We start from the raw sequence: 21,040 nt of genomic DNA, 5'->3' as shown, positions 1-21,040 counted from the left end.
AAGAATGACATTTATATAATTTTGGTAGAAATAAAGTTTTTTGAAGTGTAGTTCTTTTAACCTTTTTAATCAATTTAGAGTTACATTTAGGACATTCCATGATGGTTTTGTTTATGAAGTTGGGTAGCCTCATAAATATAACTAAAAAAAGAACTTTAATAGAAGGGGGGGTTCCTGTTTTTATAAAAAATGAGCCTAAATATTTTGATTACTAATTTGCTTATTTATTTTAGTTTTATATGGAACGATAGATTTTCCAAAAAAAGGAAAATAAAAAAACACTGTAGCACAACTAAAACATTTTAATTTTTTGCTGTTTGGCAAAATAATTTTTTGAAAGACACTTCTCTTTTTACGATTAACTATTATTGATTGGCAGTTTGGACAATTCATTATTATTATTTTTTCAAAAGTATTACTTTAACTAATATTCCAAATCACCCAAAATGGGTGATTTTAATCTTCTGCTAAGATTCTAAAAAATCACATAGAATATCCACAAAACTTTCCGAACGACATTAAATAGCTTCTAAATGTAAAAAACCAACGCATAAGCGTCGGTTTTTAATAGCTTTAATTTTATTTTAATGTAAATCTACCCATAATGATTTTCCAAACTTTACTTTCATCCATAAATCCCCTGGAAATGCAAGATTAACAGTAAAAGCTGTACCTCCGGCATATGTAGCAAATGGGTAATACGCACAAGTAGTATTTACAAAAACAGTGTATTGCTGACCAGATACTACATTTATTGCATTAGATAGTACAATTTCTTGTTCTCCAGCTCCTACTGTATATGATTGTGTATGTATTGGAGTACCCGTTACAGTATTACCACTATATATTTTTAATGTCCCTCCGGTTACTGCTGCCTGGAAGTTCAAAACTAATTTTGTGAAATTGCCAGTCTCTGTAGCTGTAAATGATTGTCCCGAAAAAGTTAAATTTCCTATAAATGTATTATGATTAATAAATAGTTCAGATTCTGGAAACCCTTGATATCCTTGAAACTTACCTGTTTCTTTATTAAAAATAATCAATCCAGGGTTTTTAGCTAATGCATCTCTTTCAGCAGTAGTTAAACGAGGTAAAAGAAGACCTCCCGTTGTTGAGTTGATCTCTACTGCTGCTCCTGAAGTTACGGTTGAAGTTCCAACACCTAATTTACTCACATTAGTAATTGTTTTTGTGCCTGCATCACTACTTTTAGTTAGCACCTCAGTAAGAGAAGGTTTAGCTGGAGCGCTCCATGAAGATGAAGTACCATCAGTAGTTAAAACTTTTCCTGAATTTCCAGATTGGGTTGGCAATTCAGAGTACTTACTTAAATCTACTGTAGTTGCTGAACTATTATTAGTAATTTTTAAATTATTATCAACTAATGATAAATCTTGAATTTCATTAGTTAAACTACCATCAACTTCTGTTTGTAAATACCCATTGTTGTTTGCAAAGACATCTACTTGTGATTCAGTTAATTGTGTGTTAGTATTGTCTAAAAATTTACTTAAATCTATTGTTACTGCAGATTCATTGTTAGTAATCTTTAATTTATTTCCAACTAATGATAAATCTTGTATTTCATTCGTTACACTACCATCAACTTCTGTTTTTAAATACCCATTATTATTTGCAAAAGCATCTACTTGTGATTCTGTTAATTGTGTATTTGTATTATCTAAATATTTACTTAAATCTATTGTTGTAGCTGTTCCATTTTTAGTAATTTTTAATTTATTTCCAACAAGCGACAAATCTTGTATCTCATTAGTTACACTACCATCAACTTCTGTTTTTAAATACCCATTATTGTTTGTAAAAGCATCTACTTGTGATTCTGTTAATTGCGTATCTGTATTATCTAGATACCTACTTAAATCTATTATTGTAGCTGTTCCATTTTTAGTGATTTTCAACTTATTTCCAACTAACGATAAATCTTGGATTTCATTAGTTATACTTCCATCAACTTCTGTTTTTAAATACCCATTATTATCTACAAAAGCATCTACTTGTGTTTCGGTTAGTTGTGTATCTGTATTATCTAGATACCCACTTAAATCTATTGTTGTAGCTGTTCCATTTTTAGTGATTTTCAACTTATTTCCAACTAACGATAAATCTTGGATTTCATTAGTTATACTTCCATCAACTTCTGTTTTTAAATACCCATTATTGTTTGTAAAAGCATCTACTTGTGATTCGGTTAGTTGTGTATCTGTATTATCTAAATAACCACTTAAATCTATTGTTGTAGCTGTTCCATTTTTAGTGATTTTCAACTTACTTCCAACTAACGATAAATCTTGGATTTCATTAGTTATACTTCCATCAACTTCAGTTTTCAAATATCCATTATTATCTACAAAAGAATCTACTTCTGCTTCACTTAACTGTGTATTTGTATCAATTGTATGTTTTAAATCTGATATTTGACTTTCTTTAATAGTACCTGAGAAATTACTAGCAGTTTTGGCATGCAAGGCATAAGGAACACTCATTAATTGACTAGTACCTGTAATCTTATAATTCGTACCTCCTACTGGATCTATTTCAGTTTTAATAAAAAAAGTATCACTAGACCAATCTATAGAATTAAACTTGCCTGTAACATTTATACCTTTTCCTATTTCTAAGCTAATTAAACCATTTTTATTAGTTAAAGGTGTTTGTGTTTCTGAATATACAGCAGAACCGTTAATACTACCTTTTAATATACTTATTTGTACACCTATTGATTGCTCTTTAATTAATGCATTAGTTGCATCTCTTATTACTGCTTGGTAACTTATTTGATCTGGAGTTTGCCCAAATACACTACTTGTAATTATTATTGCTATTAATAAGGAGAAAAATTTCTTCATGTATTTAATTTTTAATTATTTTAAATATCTTCATTAATCTATTTTTGTCATATACACTTAATAAATAAGCACCTGCTGGTAAATTCAACATACTAATCACTGTTTTGTTAGTTTCAAAATCTTCTTGCTGTATGAATTTTCCTTGGATATCATAAAGTTTATAACTTAAATTTTCATTTATATAATTCCCAACGCTAAGAGTAAGATTTTCAATAGTCGGGTTTGGAAATGCTTTTAATTGCAGCTTAACCTCCTCTAAATCGATTCCTAAAACTGTCGATATTTCAAAAGGTTGTTGTACTCCCTCAGTTATAGAACCGTTTGCATTTGAATATGTTTGATAAGCAAAGCTTCCAATCGTATAACTTAAGCTTCCATTACTACTCTTAACACTACCTCCAGAACTAATAATTGCTTGTTGTGCTTTTAATCCACTAATCATTAGTAAAAAAAACAGCATGTTTAATTTTTGTTTAGACCGCATTTATGTTTTAATTAAAAAACAAATATGCTTCGCTTAAATATTTTTATAAATTATTTGTGAAGATTGGAGTGTTTTTTGTGAAGTTGAATACAATAATTATTAATATTCTTATATAGCCTCATTTTATAAGACTTACATACATTTGAAATAAAGAGTACTATTTAACGATTAATACTTGCTCTACTTCTTTTTTATATTTTAAAGAAAGTGGAATATTTTCATCATTTATAGAAACATAATCTTTTCCAACCACCTTAATTTTATTTATGTTTACTAGGTACCTTTGGTGACTTTGAAAGAATATAGTATGAGGTAGTTGTTTTTTAAATTCCATTAATTTATTTCTTACAACATATTTTTTTTCTTTTAACTTAATTTCTAAATAGTTTCCATCAGATTTTATATAATAAATATCATTGATATTTATTTTTACTTTCATAGATCTATCTTTTATGAAGATAAAAACATCAGAATCATTGTTTTCTTTAAATACCTCTCTTTCTTTTTCACTTTCTAAAAAATTATTTAATGCAATAGTAATTGTTGTTAATAATGTTGCCTCTTGATAAGGCTTCATTAAATAACCATTAGGCTTTGTTTCTAATACTTCTTTTAACGTTTGTTGATCTCCATAAGCAGTTAAATAAACTATTGGAATTTTAAAATTTTCTCTAACCTTTTGAGCCAACCAAATACCATTTTTATCTCCTGATAAATTAATATCTAATAAAATTAAATTTGGTTTTGTTTGTTGAATATCAATCCAAGCAACTTCTGCTTTAGCAGCTGAACCAGATACGATATAGTTATTTTCTAACAACATTGTTTCTAATGACATTCTTGATATAGCAATATCTTCAACTATGTATACTTTTATAGGTGCTTCCAATTAATCTATTTTAAAGTTAAAAATATAAGTCAATCCTTTTTCATTTTCAATTTTTAAATCGGCTTCTATTTCTTCAGCTAGCATTTTTATCAATCTCTGACCAAGTGAATTATTATTATCTTTTTTAGCTATATAACCGCTACCATTATCAGAATACTTAAATAAATACTCATTTTTATGAATCTCTTTTAATGACAATTTTACAATTCCGTTTTGAGAAGTTAGAGCATATTTTAATGAATTAGTTATCAATTCATTTACTATCAATCCAAGGGTTGTTGCATAATCTACAGGTAAAGAAACATCTATAATATTTAACTTATAAGTTATTTTTTTTTGAGATGAAACTTGTAGTAATTGAGTTCCTAGTTCTTTTAAATACTTTTCCATTGAAACTAACGAAATAGTATCATCTTTATATAACATTTCATGAACTAAAGCAATCGAATTTATATGTTTTTGAGACTCATCTATCATTGCTGATACTTCATCATTTTTGTGTTTAACTGATTGCAAATACAAGAGTCCTGAAATTAATTGTAAGTTGTTTTTAACTCTATGGTGAATTTCTTTAAGTAGAATAGTTTTTTGCTTCGCAATTAATTCTATTTCTTTCTTTTTCTCTTCAATGTTAATTCTATCCTTTCTAGATTTAAGTATAAAAACAATGATTGCTATTAAAAAAATAAACAAAAACATGATTGCATAGGCTACAATCAAAAACAAATCTTTCTGATTATTAATCATCTAAACCATTCTTATTTATATAATTCCATTCAACAAAAATAAACACTTGATAAACGATGTAAAATAAGGTGTTAAAAATCCAAATATCTATATAAGGGTCTTCAATAAAAACTAATTCATAATTTCCAAACAAAAATATTAAAGAACTACATAAAAGATACAATATCATACCTACAGACAGGTAAAAGTATTTTTTCTTAGTACCCATTGTATTACTCAAATGAATTAACGCATAAATAATTAGTAATACAGAAGTCATAGCTATTTCAAATAAATTGAATTGCCAAAATAATTGGTTATTGTAAATATACATTCCAAGTATTATAAGAGTTACTATTACATAATTCAAAATAACTAGTTTTTTTAGTTTTTGACTCTTGAATAAGCGATAAAAAACGATACTCAATAAAATGAATTGTGCATTGAAATAGAAATGCGATAAATAAAAGTTTTGACCTGGATATAAATAACCAATTGTATTACAAAACAACTCTACTATAAATAATATTACCAAATAGGTTGCTACATAACTATATGTAGAATTATTGATTTTTTTTACTTTGCTTACAAATAATATTGAATTGATGAGTAATAAGAATAAACTAAAAACACTCAATACAAATCCTAAAAATAATGCCCCCATATTTTAACTGATTTTTATAAATATAATAATTTTTCAATAAGAATTAATATTTACCATCCTATGCCCTTTTATTATTAACAAAAAACCGAGCAAATTGCTCGGTTTTATATATTAAAAGGTTAAAAGTTTCTATCCTCCAAAATCATCAAATCTGATGTTTTCATCATCAAGACCAAAATCTTCACCCATTTTTTGTACTGCTTTATTCATTAGTGGTGGACCACAGAAATATAATTCTAAATCTTCAGGACTATCATGCTTAGATAAATATTGGTCTATTACAACTTGGTGAATAAAACCAACAAAACCGTCTCCTGCCTCATCATTAATATCTGTTTTAGGCTTCCAATTATCTTGTTCTAATGGTTCTGATAATGCCAAGTAGAATTTAAAGTTTGGAAAATCTTTTTCTAATGCTCTAAAGTAGTGAATATAAAACAACTCAGCTTTAGAACGACCTCCGTACCAATAAGTTACTTTTCTACCTGTTTTTAAAGTTCTAAATAAATGATAAATATGTGAACGCATTGGTGCCATACCAGCTCCACCTCCAACATATAACATTTCTGCTTCAGATTCATTTATGAAGAACTCTCCATAAGGTCCTGAAATAGTTACTTTATCTCCTGGTTTTTGATTAAAAATATATGAAGAAGCTACACCTGGATTAACATCCATCCATCCGCCTTTAGCACGGTCAAAAGGAGGTGTTGCTACACGAACATTTAACATAATTTCTCTTCCTTCGGCAGGATAAGAAGCCATAGAATATGCTCTTTCTACTATTTCAGTATTCTTCATTACCAATGGCCACAATCCAAACTTCTCCCAATCAGCTTTAAATTTATCAGGTTCTCCTGGATGATCTGAAGGATGTGCTGAAATATCCATGTCTGAATATTTAATTTCACATTGAGGAATTTCAATTTGAATATAACCTCCAGCTTTATAGTCCATTTCCTCAGGAATTTCAACTACAAATTCCTTAATAAAAGTTGCAACATTATAGTTACGTACAACTGTTGCCTCCCATTTCTTAATTCCAAAAATTTCTTCTGGAATAGAAATATCCATGTCTTGTTTTACTTTAACCTGACATGCTAAACGGATACCGTGTTGTAATTCTTTACGTGTAAAGTGAGGTGTTTCAGTTGGTAAGGCTTCACCTCCACCTGCATTTACATGACACTCACATTGTACACAAGATCCACCTCCACCACAAGCTGATGGTAAGAAAATCTTTTCGTTTCCTAAGGTTGTTAACAATGTAGCTCCAGAAGCAACTTCAATTGTCTTATCACCATTAATTGTAATTTTTACTGGTCCTGATGGTGCTAATTTTTGCTTTACAAATAATAACAACCCTACTAAAACTAATACAATTCCTAAGAATGCTACTACAGTTACAGCTACTGTACCTCCAGTACTTACTTCCAAAAACATCATTATTCTGTAATTTTTTTAGTGTTATCAGCTAATTTAGCTTCAGCTTCTTTCTTTGCTTTTTCTAAATCTTCTTTCTTAATTTCAGCTTTAGGTGCTTCTTCTTTCTTTTCTTCATCTCCTCCTGTTAACATTCCACCAAAACTCATAAATCCAATTGCCATTAAACCAGTTATAATAAAAGTAATTCCTAATCCTCTTAATGCTGGTGGTACCGATGAGTATCTAATTTTTTCACGAATAGCAGCAATAGCTAAAATTGCTAAAAACCATCCGATACCAGACCCTACTCCATATGTTAATGATAATCCTAATGTAGGAATTTCACGAGATTGCATAAATAAAGACCCTCCTAAAATTGCACAGTTTACAGCAATTAACGGTAAGAAAATACCTAAAGAGTTATATAAAGCAGGTGCGAACTTTTCTACAATAATTTCTACCAATTGTACCATTGTTGCAATTGTTGCAATAAACATGATAAATGATAAGAAACTTAAATCATAATCTGCATATTCAGCTCCTAACCAAGATAATGCTCCTGGTTGCAATAAATATTGATCTAATAACCAGTTAATAGGTACTGTAACCGCTAATACAAATATAACTGCAGCTCCTAAACCTACCGCTGTTGATACTTTTTTAGATACAGCTAAGTAAGAACACATTCCTAAGAACGTAGCAAATACCATATTATCAATAAATATCGACTTGAAAAATAATTCTAAATGTTCCATATTTTATATTTTTCCCTCTATCAAATTATCTCTAAAAATTGAAGAGATATTGAAGAGGATTTAATCCTCGATTAATGCTTTGTTTCTACTACGTTGTACCCAAATAATAATACCTACAACAATTAATGCCATTGGTGATAATAACATAAATCCGTTATTTTCGTATCCAATAGAATATAATCCAGTTTTTTCAATTGGGTCTCCTAATACTTTAAATCCTAGCAGAGTACCTGAACCTAACAATTCTCTGAAGAAACCTACAGCAATTAAAATCACTGCATATCCTAAAGCATTTCCAATTCCATCTAAGAATGATCTCCAAGGCCCGTTTCCTAAAGCAAAAGCTTCAAAACGTCCCATAATAATACAGTTCGTAATAATTAACCCTACGAATACCGAAAGTGTTTTACTTAATTCATAAGCAAAAGCTTTTAATACTTGATCAACTATAATTACTAAAGCTGCTACTACGATTAACTGTACAATAATTCTAATTTTTGAAGGAATAATATTTCTTAATAAAGAAATTACAACATTTCCTATTCCTAATACAAACAATACAGATACTGACATTACAATAGATGCTTGTAATTCAGCAGTAATTGCTAATGCTGAACATATACCCAATACTTGAATTGTAATTGGATTATTATCTGCTAATGGGTCAGTAATTAATGCTGCGTCTTTTTTTGATAAAAGTCCCATAATTATTTTAATGTTTTAAAGTAAGGTACGTATAAACCTAGTTCAGATTTAATCATTGCTGCAACACCGTCTCCAGTAATAGTTGCTCCTGCAATTGCATCTACCTCGTTATCATTTTTATCTTCGTTCTTCGGGTCATTATTTGATTTAGAAACAGTAATTCCTTTGAAAGAACCATTACTTTTTAAATTTTCTCCGATGAAATCATCCATAAAATAGCGTTGCTTAATGTTAGCTCCTAAACCTGGTGTTTCTCCTTTGTGATCAAAGAATGCACCTTGAACTACCATATCCTTATCCATAGCAACGTAACCCCATATAGCGTCCCAAAGACCTTTTCCTCTAATTGGTGCTATATAAAACGTTTTACCATCTTTTTCTCCAATAAACAAAGGCAATTTTCTTACCTTACCAGCTTTAGCAGCTGTTTGTTCTTTTTTAACATCTATTAAATAAGCTTTAGCATTTTCAGTAGTATTATCACCTTCAATAACTAATTGCTTTTTAATATATTTAGAAAACTCTTCAGCTACCTTTTCTTTTGACACAAAGATTGCGCTACTTTCATCATTTTCATTTACTCCCATTGCATACAAAATATTTTGTTGCTTTTCAATACGCTTATTAGCGTCTATCATTGGGCGAAGTGATGAAGCTGTAAAAGCTAACAACGCTCCTACTACTAATACCATACCAATGGCAAAAAGTAGTGTATATCCATTACTATCTGTTCTCTTACTCATAATTAGGCAGTTTTAACTTTAGCACGTTTTAATCTTCTCTTTACATTACCTTGAACCACATAGTGATCAATTGTTGGAGCAAAAACGTTCATTAATAAAATAGCTAACATTACTCCTTCTGGGTATGCTGGATTGAATACACGAATCATTATAGATAAAAAACCTATTAAGAAACCGTAAATCCATTTCCCTTTATTAGTTTGTGAAGCTGTTACTGGATCTGTAGCCATATAAACTACTCCAAATGCAAAACCTCCAATTAATAAATGGTGCCAAAAAGTAGTATTCATTAAACTAAAGAATTTACTTCCTTCACCTATCCATCCTAATGTTGCAACTTGATTAAAAATTAATCCCATTACTAAAGCTCCTATTACTGCAGACAACATAATTCTCCAGCTTCCAATTTTTGCAAAAATTAAAAACAAAGCTCCCAATAAAATTAATAATGTTGAAGTTTCACCTACTGATCCAGGAATAAATCCAAAAAACATATCCCAAGTAGAAAAAGCAAATTCTTTCCCTTGAGCTAAGCTTCCTAAAACTGTTTCTCCTGAAATAGCATCAGCTGTTCCAGCTAATTCTCTAGCTCCTTCAACCCATACTTTATCTCCTGACATCCATGTTGGATATGCAAAGAATAAAAATGCACGAATTGTTAAGGCTGGATTTAAAATATTCATTCCAGTACCTCCAAATACTTCTTTACCAATTACAACACCAAAAGCTACTGCTACTGCTAACATCCATAATGGTAAATCAATAGGTACAATTAACGGAACTAACATTCCCGTTACTAAATATCCTTCTTCTATCTCGTGTCCTTTTATAATACAGAAAACAAATTCTATAGCTAAACCAACTACGTATGATACAATTACTAAAGGTAAAATTTTAACTGCTCCAATAAATAAATTATCTAAATTCCAAAAGGCAGTACTAAAAAAAGACATCCCTTCTGTAAATCCATTTACTGCTGCATTGTGTTGATACCCTGCATTAAACATCCCAAAAATTAAACATGGCACTAATGCCATAATCACAGTATTCATGGTACGTTTTAAATCATCAGCTGCCTTTATATGAGTTCCTCCGTGAGTCGTTTCATTTGGCAGGTATAAGAATGTATGGAAACCATTAAATAGCGGTGCCATTTTGGTTCCTTCATACTTCTTTTTTAAATTATGTAAATTTTGTTTTAAGCCCATAATCTTATCCTAGTTCTTCTCTCATTAAATCTAATCCTTCACGAATTATTTTCTGGTGAGGTTGTTTAGATACACAAATAAATTCTGTTAATGCAAAATCTTCAGGTGCAATTTCATATGCTCCTAATCCTTCCATTTCATCTAGATCTTTATACATACAAGCTTTTAAAAGTTGCATAGGATAAATATCTAATGGAAATACTTCTTCAAAAGCTCCTGTCACTACAAAAGCTCTGTGCTCTCCATTTGTATTTGTATTTAGATCGTATTTTTTCTTAGGATTTAACCAAGAAAATGTTAACGCTCTTGAAGTTGATACTTTATTAAAAACTGGTTTATTCCAACCAAATAATTCATAATCATCTCCTTCAGGAATTGCAGTAATTTGATTAGCATAGTATCCTAAGAAATCATTACCACTTACTTGCAATCCACTTAAAACGTTTCCGCTAATTACACGAGCATTATCAGCATTTAAATTCCCTTTAACAACATCCTCTATTTGAGCACCTGCTAAAGCAGTTACATATTGAGGTTTATTAAATTTAGATCCAGTTAAGGCTATTGTTCTTCTAAGGTTCAACTTCCCTGTTAATAACAATTCTCCAATTACTACTAAATCTTGCGGAGTTACCACCCAAACAACTTCTCCTTTGTTTATTGGATCAATTTGTGCTATTTGAGTACTCACATTCCCTACTGGGTGTGGCCCTGAAACTTTATGTAACTCAACTCCTTTCGCATCTTTAAAAGGTGATGAAGCTACATTTTCACCAACAGAAACATGTACTTTTCCAGCTGTTAACTTTGTTAAAGCTGTTAAAGCAACTTGCAATTCTGATTCTTTTCCTTTTAAGGAATAATCATAATCTCCTGCTAAAGGTGCACTAGCATAAGCGGATACAAAAATTGCTTTTGGAGCTTGATTTGGATTGGCTACCACATCATAAGGACGTTGTTTGATAAATGGCCAACATCCTGAAGCAAAAAGGTGGTTTTTCACCTCTTCTCCAGACATTGCCTCAACATCTTTTTTACCAAAATCTTTGTATTCCTGCTTACCATCAGCAGTGATTTTAATTGCTAAAACTTTTCTTCGTGCTCCACGAACGATTTCTGAAATTTTTCCGCTTACAGGACTAGGAAATAACATACGCTCATCACTTTTGTTATAAAAAAGTGCTTCTCCCGCTTTTACTTCTGTACCTTCTTTTGCTAAAATTTTTGGAATAACGCCGTGAAAATCATCTGGTCTTACAGCAAAAACACTACCTAAAGAAAGTTCGGTAGTTACCTGTTCTGCTTCGCCAACGAGTTTGATATCCAAACCCTTTTTAATACGGATGTCTTTTGACATAGTAACTGATTAATTTGATTTTCTTAAAAACACGCAAATTTAAAAATTTTGAAAACCACATAAGAGCAAATCCTTTCTTATCTTCAAGAAACAGCTTTATTTATACTTATTCTAAATAAAAAATGTTTTTTTGGCTTATATTTTGATACTTTTGTTTACTATGATTAGAAATATTTTCATTTTACTTTTTTTTCTGGCAATTAACCAAATTATTTCTCAGAATATCAAAACAATACAATTAAGACAAGTTAACAATTTAAATAATTTTAGTCCTATTGTTAGCTTAGGAAATGTATTAGAATTATCATTTGATGATTTAGATGCTGACAATAAAGAATACACTTATAAAATTGAACACATGACTCATGATTGGAAACCTAGTAACATGACTAGCAACCAATACATTAATGGATTTGAGCAAAACACAATTATAAATGTAACTAACTCTTTTAATACATTACAACCTTACACACATTACTCTGTAAAACTACCCAATGAAAATACTATAATAACTAAAAGTGGAAATTACTTAATATCAATATTAAATGAAGATTACGAAGTAGTATTTACGCGTCGTTGTATATTTTATGAAAACATTAGCACTGTAGGTGTTTCTGTTATCAGAAGTAGAAATACCTCAAAAAACAAACAAGAGCAAACAGTACAATTTTTAGTAAATCATTCTAATCTACCAATTAACAACCCAAGTCAAGAAGTAAAATCTGTTCTCATACAGAATTACGATTGGAGTACAGCTATTAGTAACATACCACCTCTTTTTATAAAACCTCAACAATTAATTTACAATCATACACAAATCACTAATTTCTCAGGGAATAACGAGTTTTTAAATTTCGACACTAAGTATGCAAGAAATACAAGTTTAAACATTTCCAAGGTAGAAAGAAATGAGGTATACAATTCATATTTATTTACTGATGAATCCCGAGCTGACAGACCTTACACATACAATCCAGATATTAATGGACAATTTGTTATAAAAACATTAGATGCTCAAGAAACGAACACTGAAGCTGATTACACACTTGTTCATTTTTCTCTTTTTGTCGAGGAAGAATATACTAACGAAGAAGTATACGTATATGGTGCTTTTAATAATTTTGAACTGAGAAAAGAGAATAAAATGACTTATAACAGCTCAAATAATACTTATGAAACCGCAATACTGCTTAAACAAGGGTTTTATAATTATTCTTATGCAGTTATTAACAATTCAAAAGAAGTTAACTTAAGTAAAGTAGACGGGTCATTCTTTCAAACTGAAAATGAATACACTGCCATTATTTACTACACCCCTTTTGGCGGTTTTTACGACAGAGTAATAGGAGTTGGCAACGGATATTTTAATCAAAATAGATAATAATACTTCTACAAATTTGTGGAAATTTATATTTTGTATTATATTTATTATATGTTTCAACAAAAAACAAAAGGCATAAAAATATCGGTAAAAACAATATACAACGGAACCATATACCGTGGTTACCTACCTTATTATGCTTTTAGTTACTTCATTACTATAGAAAACAAATCAGAAAAAACTGTTCAATTACTTGAGCGTTTCTGGACTATTTTCGATTCACTAAACAACACAGAATACATAGAAGGAGAAGGTGTTATAGGCCAAACACCTATCATTACACCTAATGGCGTGTACAACTACAAATCCAATTGTTTTCTACTGTCTTCAATAGGCTCTATGAGTGGAAAATATAAAATGATTGACACTAATTCTTCCAATGAGTTTTTTGTTAAAATACCAACTTTTCAACTTACTACAACACCAACTCTTAATTAAATGGCTAAAAGAAACAAGCTGCCAATTGTAAAAGATCCTAATTGCTTAAACTGTGGCCACCCCTTTAATCAAAATGAAAAATTCTGCCCTGAATGTGGTCAAAAAAATAAAGGAAGCAAAGTTACTTTTGGAAGTTTTATGCGTGAAATGTTTAGTGGCTTTTTCTCATGGGACGCTAAATTTTGGAGAACCTTATTCCCTTTGCTTATTAAACCAGGGAAGGTGTCTAAAGACTATATAAACGGGAAACGTAATAAATACACCAACCCTTTTAGATTTTACCTAGCCACCTCTATTATATTTTTCATTTTAATAGGCTTAAAAGAGAATTACAAAAAATATCAAACTTTGAGAAGCGAGAAGAGCATGCCCTCTTCTGAATTGGCTATAAATATTGGCAAAGGAAACAAAAAAGCTCCTCTTCAAGATGAAGTAATAAAACAATTAGACAATACCAATAAACTTATAGATTCTATTGAAAAAACAAACATCCCAAAAGACTCAATAAGCACTGACACTATTAATCATAATTTCATCAATTATGACAGGTCTTTTATTGACGGTGAAAAACTTCAAAAATTTATCACTTTCAACAAAGACAACCCTAATACAGATATTGATGTAGCTCTTGACAGTTTAAAAATGAAAAAGAACTTTTCAAACAGGTTCTGGTATTCAAGAAGCAAAATTATTAATGGTTTTATGACTAACAAAAACGAAGCAAAGAAATTTACTCAAAAAATGGTTTCTTACACATCAATAGCTTTGTTTTTGTTACTTCCAATTTTTACGCTGTCATTAAAGTTTCTTTACATTCGACGTAAATTTACTTATGTAGAGCACTTAGTTTTTGTTTTCCATATTCAAACTGTATTCTTTTTACTCTTAATTATTTTTACAATAACTAGTTTTTTCAAAGTAATTAACAGTAATCAAATGTTACTAACTTTTTTATTCCTGTTTTTATTATACTTGTTTTTAGCTATGAAGAATTTCTACAAACAAAAAGTCATAAAAACTTTTATAAAGTTTTGCTTTGCAAATTTCGTTTTCATGCTATTAACTGCGTTTGGTATTATGGCAATTTCAACCATAACATTTGCATTATACTAGAATATCACTTTAAAAACTGATACATAAAGTTTTGAGATTTATTCTTCAAGCTAATCTCAATTGTTACATCATTTTGACTTGTAACATTGGCTTTAATGTTTTCTATTAATCGAAAGTATTTATTAGATATGTTGTAAATTCCTCTATTAACTTTATTATATTCTTCGACATTAAAGAATAAAGTAAACTTATCATTAGCGTTACTTTCCTTTTTCAAAGGCTCTTTTGAAGAATACAAGAGCACTCCTAATTTATCTTCATTTATAAATGTTGTGAATAAAGTGTTCATAGTAAACACTTTTTTTGAACCTATTGTTTTAACAGCTTTTTTTGACGTTAGATATTTATAAAAAGCATCTGTCTTATTTAAATACAAGCTTACATTCGGATTTCTTTTCTTCTGAATAGATTTCTTTTCTACCTTATTAAAATCATCATCATACTCATATGTAACTATTGTATCTATTTCTTCTTTAAACCCCTGTAAATTTAACTCAAAACCACCATTCCAAGATGTACTCAATGAGTCTAATGACATTGTAGTTAATTTCTTAAAAGATTCCTTATTTGACTTTTCTATAAGATTAGAAATAAACCCCACTTTTAACTTACCAGTAACATGAGCCATTTTTCCAGCTTTAAATCGAGTTTGATGCGGTAAAAATATATTATTCACCTCTCCAATTACCCCAGTTAAATTTAGTACCTGCTTGTTAATTTTAATTTCAAAAAAATTATCTTGCTTAGTAGCTAGAGTTAATAATCCTTTACTTTCTCTAATCTTCTGTATAATTAAATCTTCATCAGTTAAATACTCTTTAACATTCAATACAGCTGCTAATTTTATTTCTATATTTTCAACCTTCTTTAATTTAATAAGCACCTTCAAGTTATCATCCAACAATACATAAACAATATTTTTAGATTCGTAATATCTAAAATTTTGACCTGTTTTTTCCTTGAATCCTTCTTGTTCAAAAAACTCGATTAAAGTTTTTTTCTCTTTAACTTTTATAGCACTACTTACCCAAACTCCCTTTAAATTTTGATAGTTCGTATAAAAAAACAAATCAGTAGGAATTTCAACTTGATCTAACAATGCGATTTTTCTCACTTTAGTACTAGAAGATGATGTACTCTTTTTTGAGTTAAAATAAGAAAAAGGATGACTTATAATATCAGTAACTACATTATACTCTATTGCTCTTAAATTAACACGAACAACAGCCTCCGCTGTATTCGGTATTACCTTATTAACAACAACGGTTGGGTTATATCTAAAATACCCAACCGTTATTAGTATACACCCTATAATTAAAATGGTATAACTTATTTTTTTTATCATAAATTTTATTTAGCCATGCTATTAATAAACTTAAACAACAATTTTAACGTATTTTCTTCATTCCCTTTTGTGTTTAGTTTAACCTCAGCAGACACTTGGTTTCCTTTCATTTTCGAAACTCTAAAATGCATGTCTTCTATATTTTCATTTGAAAATAAAACCATTTTACTTTCTTTTTTCCCAATAAATTCTTTTGGTACTCTGTTTACAATTTCATTAATATCTGCATATAAAACACTTGAATTTCTTTTTATTAATTTAGAGTGTTTACTTGAATTATACCCACCTCGTCCAAAACTAATATTCATTGCTCTAGTTTTTGAAGTTGTAATATATAAAACTTCATTTTTTACTACTGCAAATAAACCAAAAGGAAGTTTTTGACCTTTTAAATCGAATTCGTAAATATTGTTGACTTTATCAAGAACCTTATATTTTTGACCTAATCTTAATACTTTATTTAACAATTTCTCTTCTTTAGAGCCAATCATTAAAGTAAAATCTGGCACAACAGTTTCTTTTGTTTTTATTATTTCTTTTTTCTTGTAATCTTCATCATACTTGTAAGTAGTATATTCAACTTCTTTCTTAGCAAAATCATTCAATACAAAAAGAGCATCACCTGTAACTAATCGTCCTATTGCATCTTCATCAATTATTAATGACAATACATTCCCAGCGATATCTATTTCTTCTTTAAATTTAGGAAGAATCCCTCCATACATTTTATTCATTAATTCAGGATATTGAATCAATAATTCTTTCGTACTCATAGAAACACTCCAAAATGCTAATACATTATTATGATCGAAACCTTTTATTAAATCATTATCCATTCTTTTATTATAAATCTTTTTAAAAGATTTTTTCATATCAGAATTTACAGTCATATCTAATAAAACACTTGCATTGTTTTTATCAAAAAACAAATTGGCAGTAACCTCATCTATACCGTATATATTATTATTTTTTTGAGGCATAAAATAAGACATTGATCTGTACATTTTACTACCAAAAGAACTAATAAAATTAGACATCATAATTCCATAATTACGAACCCACAGTGATGCAGAAGCATTTTTCTTCTTTCCTCTTTGAAATTTTGAATTTAATGCAATAGAGTTAGAAGGACGGTTATTTAAAATTTCAAAAGCTTTCTTCTTCACCCACTCATTCACAATTCTTCTTTTAAAAGAATAACTTTTCTCTCCCTCTTTTTTTAACTTATTTAATCGCTCTTTATGGTCGTTAAAATAACTATATGATTTACTACCGTCAACCATTAAAAGAAACTCATCATTCCAAATGGTAAAATCACTATAACCTTCTATATAATTATAGCCATTTTCTCTTTTTATTTTTTTTACTTTCCTTTTACTTAAATTAGATTCATATTCTTTTCTATTATAAATTTCGGCTAGAAAAGAATGATACGTAACACTATCAGTCTGTTTAAAGAAATAATATGCATTTGATTTTATATTAACTCCCGCTTTACTAACTGAACTTACTTTATTTTCTCTTTTTCTATTAATATTTTTCAATATTTCTTTACCAATCATACTATTATCCATCTCCGAAACACTAATTAACTTGAAGATATTTTCAGCATTAGCAGTAATAACCACATCTGCTGTATTAGGTATTTTAGTTTCAAGTTTTTGAGCTTGAACAACAGTTATGCTTACTAAAAGCAGGGTAGCAATAATTTTTTTCATAATAAGTTTTAATTCTGTAATTGTATTTTATTTTTGATTGTTTGTTTATTCGTAATTATATCTTGAGCTTTAACTCGTAACATAATTGCTTTTTTACTTTTTGATATTTTTGCTTGAGTATTTGTTGATGACAGTATTGGATTATCAAAACGATATATTCCTGTATAAGTAGCAGTTTCAAAAACTTTACGATCTTTCATTTTTGTTTTTTGAAACTCTTTACCAATGTTAAAATGATGACTGCGCGTGAATGTTTTATTCTTTTTATTATAAGTAAAGTGTTTATTCTTCTTTATAGCTAAAGCTTCTCTTTTAGAACTAAACGTTAACAATACTTCATTAAGGGCTTCTACATTGTCAAAATCACATGAAATAGTAACTATAAACTCATCAAAATTCAATGTATTTTTCACATTATGAATCCCTTTTGTTTTCTCTATTTTATTAACCATCTCGGTTAATTTATTTTTAATTGTTTTTTTCGTAGGAACTTTATATCCATTAACACTATCTAACAACATAATAGAAGCAATTTTAGTTTTACTTTTACTTAGGTTAATTGTTAAAGTAGCACTTCCCGATCCATCTTTATTAAAAGTTATTTCTTCTACAAACTCGAAACAACTAGTACATAAAAAGAGAGACAGCAGAGAGAAAAATAATAATAGTTTTTTGCTCATAACATATTTTTTGCAAATATATTAAAAGTCTTTAGTACAACACTTCTATTTTAAAAGTTCTAAATTGTTTTTAGCATCTAAAAAGTCAAAATATTCCATAGTTATAGTAGTATTATTCTTCATAATTGAAGTTACACTTACAGTTTCCACATATTTTCTCTTCATTTTTAAAGAAGTTTCTTTATTCCCTTTTGATTCATCTTGATGAAAATTTAAAATATCTTCTTGCTCAAATTGTTTATTCTTTTCTAACCAATTTGCAAACCACTCTTCACGAAGCTGTTTCATTTCATTTGTATACAACATTGACGACGACCATATCTTAGGTTTTTTATCTAAGTCCTTAAAGTGTATTTTTTCTCCATCCCAAATCAATTCAAAAATAGAAAGTTTCTCTTCCCAATCAATCAAAATAACAGTAAATGGTTCAATTTCATTAAAATCAAACGCTCTAATTTCAAGAATTACATCATCCGATTTTAGTAACATTTTCACAATAACACCTCTGCTTTTCTTATAATTACCAGTTCTGTTATGTTTTACAAAAACACCATTCAATAAACAAACTAATCGCTTTTTATTACTTAATCCAACCCAAGTACCTCCTGCTAATTTATCTTTAGGATACGTTAACTCTACTCCATTTTCAATATAGCTTTTTGGAGGAATCGTTTTCCTAATTGGACTTTCATCTCTATTTGATGTTAATATAAAATCATGATCTCCTATAGGTAAATAAGTTACCGTACACATATAGTCTTCAATTTTGATTAATAAGACGCAAAAACAGCTTAGTTATTACTAAAAATAAATGTTAACTTTGCCCTTTAAAATTAATCTAATTTAACAAACAACATATAAAATGGCAAGAGGATTTTTTAATGTTCCAAAGGCAGTTAACGAACCTGTTAAAGGATACGCTCCAGGATCTCCAGAAAGAGAAGAGTTATTAGCAACGTATAAATCTATGTTCAATAGTACTATAGATGTACCAATGCATATTAACGGAGAGGAAGTTAGAACAGGAAATACTAGAAACATTACCCCTCCACACGATCATAAACACGTGGTTGGTCAATACCATACAGCAGATAAATCTCACGTAGATACTGCAATTAGTACTGCTTTAGCTGCAAGACAAGAATGGTCTAGCACAAGTTGGACAGAACGTGCAACTATCTTTTTAAAAGCTGCAGAATTATTAGCAGGTCCTTACCGTGCTAAAATGAATGCTGCAACTATGATTGCTCAGTCTAAAAATGTACATCAAGCTGAAATTGATGCAGCTTGTGAAATGATTGACTTTTTCCGTTTTAATGTTCAGTATATGACTGACATTTTCAAAGATCAGCCTGGTTCTGCTCCTGGAATATGGAATAGAGTAGAATACAGACCATTAGAAGGTTTTGTATATGCAATTTCACCTTTTAACTTTACATCTATTGCAGCTAATTTACCAGCATCTGCAGCTTTAATGGGGAACGTTGTTGTTTGGAAACCTTCTGATCATCAAGCTTACTCTGCACAAGTAATTGTAGATTTATTTAAAGAAGCTGGTTTACCTGATGGTGTAATTAATGTTGTATACGGTGATCCAGTAATGATTAGTGATACTGTTTTATCTTCTCCAGATTTCTCTGGATTACACTTTACAGGATCTACACACGTTTTCAAAGATTTATGGAAACAAATTGGAAACAACATTCACACGTATAAAACATACCCAAGAATTGTAGGAGAAACTGGTGGTAAAGATTTTATTTGGGCTCACAATTCATCTAACCCTTTACAAGTTGCAACTGCAATAACTAGAGGTGCTTTTGAATACCAAGGACAAAAATGTTCAGCAGCTTCACGTGCATACATCCCTGCTTCAATGTGGGAAGAAGTAAAAGGTCATTTAATAGCTCAAACTAGTGAATTAAAAATGGGATCTCCTGAAGACACTAATAACTTTGTTAATGCTGTTATTCATGAAGGTTCTTTTGATAAAATAGCTAGTTATATTGATGCTGCAAAAACTGACGCAGACGCTGAAGTTATTATTGGTGGAAACCATGATAAATCTGTAGGATACTTTATTGAACCTACAGTAATCGTTGCTAAATCTCCAACTTATGCAACAATGACAACTGAATTATTTGGCCCTGTTATTACTATTTTCGTTTACGAAGATGCAGAATGGGAAGCTTCATTAAAATTAGTTGATGAGTCAACTGAATATGCATTAACTGGGGCAATTTTCTCTACTGACAGATACATTGTTGAAAAAGCATCAAAAGCTTTAGAAAATGCAGCAGGTAACTTCTATATTAACGACAAACCAACTGGTGCAGTTGTAGGACAACAGCCTTTTGGTGGAGGTAGAGCTTCTGGAACAAACGACAAAGCTGGTTCAGCTCAAAACTTGTTACGTTGGACATCTGTTCGTTTAATTAAAGAAACACTTGTAACTCCAACAGATTATAAATACCCTTTCTTAGGTTAAGATATAAACATCAATAATTTTAAAACCTCATCATTTCATGGTGAGGTTTTTCTT

The 21,040-nt window shown here is 29.6% G+C and carries 19 protein-coding genes; 4 read left to right on the top strand and 15 right to left on the bottom strand.

Annotated features, from left to right (window positions below; genetic code table 11):
• Nucleotides 1-584: 584 nt before the first annotated feature.
• The 11 genes from ACKTTQ_RS15625 to ACKTTQ_RS15575 all read right to left on the bottom strand — a co-directional run bounded on the left by ACKTTQ_RS15625 (nt 585) and on the right by ACKTTQ_RS15575 (nt 11,823).
• The gene (locus tag ACKTTQ_RS15625) at nt 585-2,867 is read right to left on the bottom strand and encodes a hypothetical protein (RefSeq protein WP_408049750.1); all 2,283 of its coding nucleotides are present in this window, start codon (nt 2,865-2,867) and stop codon (nt 585-587) included.
• 4 nt (nt 2,868-2,871) lie between these two features.
• Nucleotides 2,872-3,327 carry a T9SS type A sorting domain-containing protein gene (locus ACKTTQ_RS15620; RefSeq protein ID WP_299133384.1) on the bottom strand — a complete coding sequence of 152 codons (456 nt, stop codon included), beginning with the start codon at nt 3,325-3,327 and terminating at the stop codon, nt 2,872-2,874.
• Between the two features lie 181 nt (nt 3,328-3,508).
• On the bottom strand, nt 3,509-4,240 hold the full coding sequence (locus ACKTTQ_RS15615; protein WP_299133383.1) for a LytR/AlgR family response regulator transcription factor: 732 nt from the start codon (nt 4,238-4,240) through the stop codon (nt 3,509-3,511).
• Entirely contained in the window at nt 4,241-4,987 is a 747-nt protein-coding gene (locus tag ACKTTQ_RS15610) for a sensor histidine kinase (RefSeq protein WP_408049749.1), read from the bottom strand.
• A complete protein-coding gene (locus ACKTTQ_RS15605; RefSeq protein WP_408049748.1) occupies nt 4,980-5,630 on the bottom strand; it encodes a hypothetical protein in 651 nt (216 codons plus the stop codon). The genes ACKTTQ_RS15610 and ACKTTQ_RS15605 overlap by 8 nt, the downstream gene beginning before the upstream one ends.
• 129 nt (nt 5,631-5,759) lie before the next feature.
• Nucleotides 5,760-7,073: an NADH:ubiquinone reductase (Na(+)-transporting) subunit F gene (gene nqrF, locus ACKTTQ_RS15600; protein ID WP_408049775.1), complete on the bottom strand. Its 1,314-nt coding sequence runs from the start codon at nt 7,071-7,073 to the stop codon at nt 5,760-5,762.
• Between the two features lie 2 nt (nt 7,074-7,075).
• A complete protein-coding gene (gene nqrE, locus ACKTTQ_RS15595) occupies nt 7,076-7,810 on the bottom strand; it encodes an NADH:ubiquinone reductase (Na(+)-transporting) subunit E (RefSeq protein ID WP_093869864.1) in 735 nt (244 codons plus the stop codon).
• 60 nt (nt 7,811-7,870) lie between these two features.
• Nucleotides 7,871-8,515, bottom strand: a complete 645-nt coding sequence (locus tag ACKTTQ_RS15590; protein WP_093869863.1) for an NADH:ubiquinone reductase (Na(+)-transporting) subunit D — start codon at nt 8,513-8,515, stop codon at nt 7,871-7,873.
• Between the two features lie 2 nt (nt 8,516-8,517).
• Nucleotides 8,518-9,258, bottom strand: coding sequence for a Na(+)-translocating NADH-quinone reductase subunit C (locus ACKTTQ_RS15585; RefSeq protein ID WP_408049747.1), 741 nt, complete (start codon nt 9,256-9,258; stop codon nt 8,518-8,520).
• Between the two features lie 2 nt (nt 9,259-9,260).
• A complete protein-coding gene (locus ACKTTQ_RS15580; RefSeq protein ID WP_299133375.1) occupies nt 9,261-10,466 on the bottom strand; it encodes an NADH:ubiquinone reductase (Na(+)-transporting) subunit B in 1,206 nt (401 codons plus the stop codon).
• A 4-nt stretch (nt 10,467-10,470) separates the two neighbouring features.
• Nucleotides 10,471-11,823 carry a Na(+)-translocating NADH-quinone reductase subunit A gene (locus tag ACKTTQ_RS15575; RefSeq protein WP_093869860.1) on the bottom strand — a complete coding sequence of 451 codons (1,353 nt, stop codon included), beginning with the start codon at nt 11,821-11,823 and terminating at the stop codon, nt 10,471-10,473.
• Between the two features lie 160 nt (nt 11,824-11,983).
• On the opposite strand from ACKTTQ_RS15575, the gene ACKTTQ_RS15570 reads away from it, so the two are divergent.
• From ACKTTQ_RS15570 to ACKTTQ_RS15560, 3 genes are read left to right on the top strand one after another with little or no spacing between them, the layout of a single operon-like run.
• Nucleotides 11,984-13,204, top strand: coding sequence for a type IX secretion system plug protein (locus ACKTTQ_RS15570; protein ID WP_408049746.1), 1,221 nt, complete (start codon nt 11,984-11,986; stop codon nt 13,202-13,204).
• 51 nt (nt 13,205-13,255) lie between these two features.
• Entirely contained in the window at nt 13,256-13,642 is a 387-nt protein-coding gene (apaG, locus tag ACKTTQ_RS15565; RefSeq protein ID WP_408049745.1) for a Co2+/Mg2+ efflux protein ApaG, read from the top strand.
• A complete protein-coding gene (locus tag ACKTTQ_RS15560; protein WP_408049744.1) occupies nt 13,643-14,755 on the top strand; it encodes a DUF3667 domain-containing protein in 1,113 nt (370 codons plus the stop codon).
• Between the two features lie 4 nt (nt 14,756-14,759).
• Here the strand turns inward: ACKTTQ_RS15560 and ACKTTQ_RS15555 are convergent, their stop codons facing one another.
• From ACKTTQ_RS15555 to ACKTTQ_RS15540, 4 genes are read right to left on the bottom strand one after another with little or no spacing between them, the layout of a single operon-like run.
• Nucleotides 14,760-16,100 carry a hypothetical protein gene (locus ACKTTQ_RS15555; RefSeq protein WP_408049743.1) on the bottom strand — a complete coding sequence of 447 codons (1,341 nt, stop codon included), beginning with the start codon at nt 16,098-16,100 and terminating at the stop codon, nt 14,760-14,762.
• 5 nt (nt 16,101-16,105) lie between these two features.
• On the bottom strand, nt 16,106-17,818 hold the full coding sequence (locus ACKTTQ_RS15550) for a hypothetical protein (RefSeq protein WP_093869855.1): 1,713 nt from the start codon (nt 17,816-17,818) through the stop codon (nt 16,106-16,108).
• Between the two features lie 8 nt (nt 17,819-17,826).
• Nucleotides 17,827-18,498 (bottom strand): hypothetical protein, encoded by a 672-nt coding sequence (locus tag ACKTTQ_RS15545; protein WP_299133364.1) that lies wholly within the window; start codon nt 18,496-18,498, stop codon nt 17,827-17,829.
• Nucleotides 18,499-18,543: 45 nt separating this feature from the next.
• A complete protein-coding gene (locus tag ACKTTQ_RS15540; RefSeq protein ID WP_408049742.1) occupies nt 18,544-19,251 on the bottom strand; it encodes an NRDE family protein in 708 nt (235 codons plus the stop codon).
• 109 nt (nt 19,252-19,360) lie between these two features.
• On the opposite strand from ACKTTQ_RS15540, the gene pruA reads away from it, so the two are divergent.
• Nucleotides 19,361-20,986, top strand: coding sequence for an L-glutamate gamma-semialdehyde dehydrogenase (gene pruA, locus ACKTTQ_RS15535; RefSeq protein WP_408049741.1), 1,626 nt, complete (start codon nt 19,361-19,363; stop codon nt 20,984-20,986).
• Nucleotides 20,987-21,040 lie beyond the last annotated feature (54 nt).

This window comes from Tenacibaculum halocynthiae, assembly GCF_964512825.1.
Classification (GTDB): Bacteria; Bacteroidota; Bacteroidia; order Flavobacteriales; family Flavobacteriaceae; genus Polaribacter; species Polaribacter halocynthiae.
The sequence above is the reverse complement of the archived record's forward strand: the minus strand, read 5'-3'. Positions and strand labels throughout refer to the sequence as shown.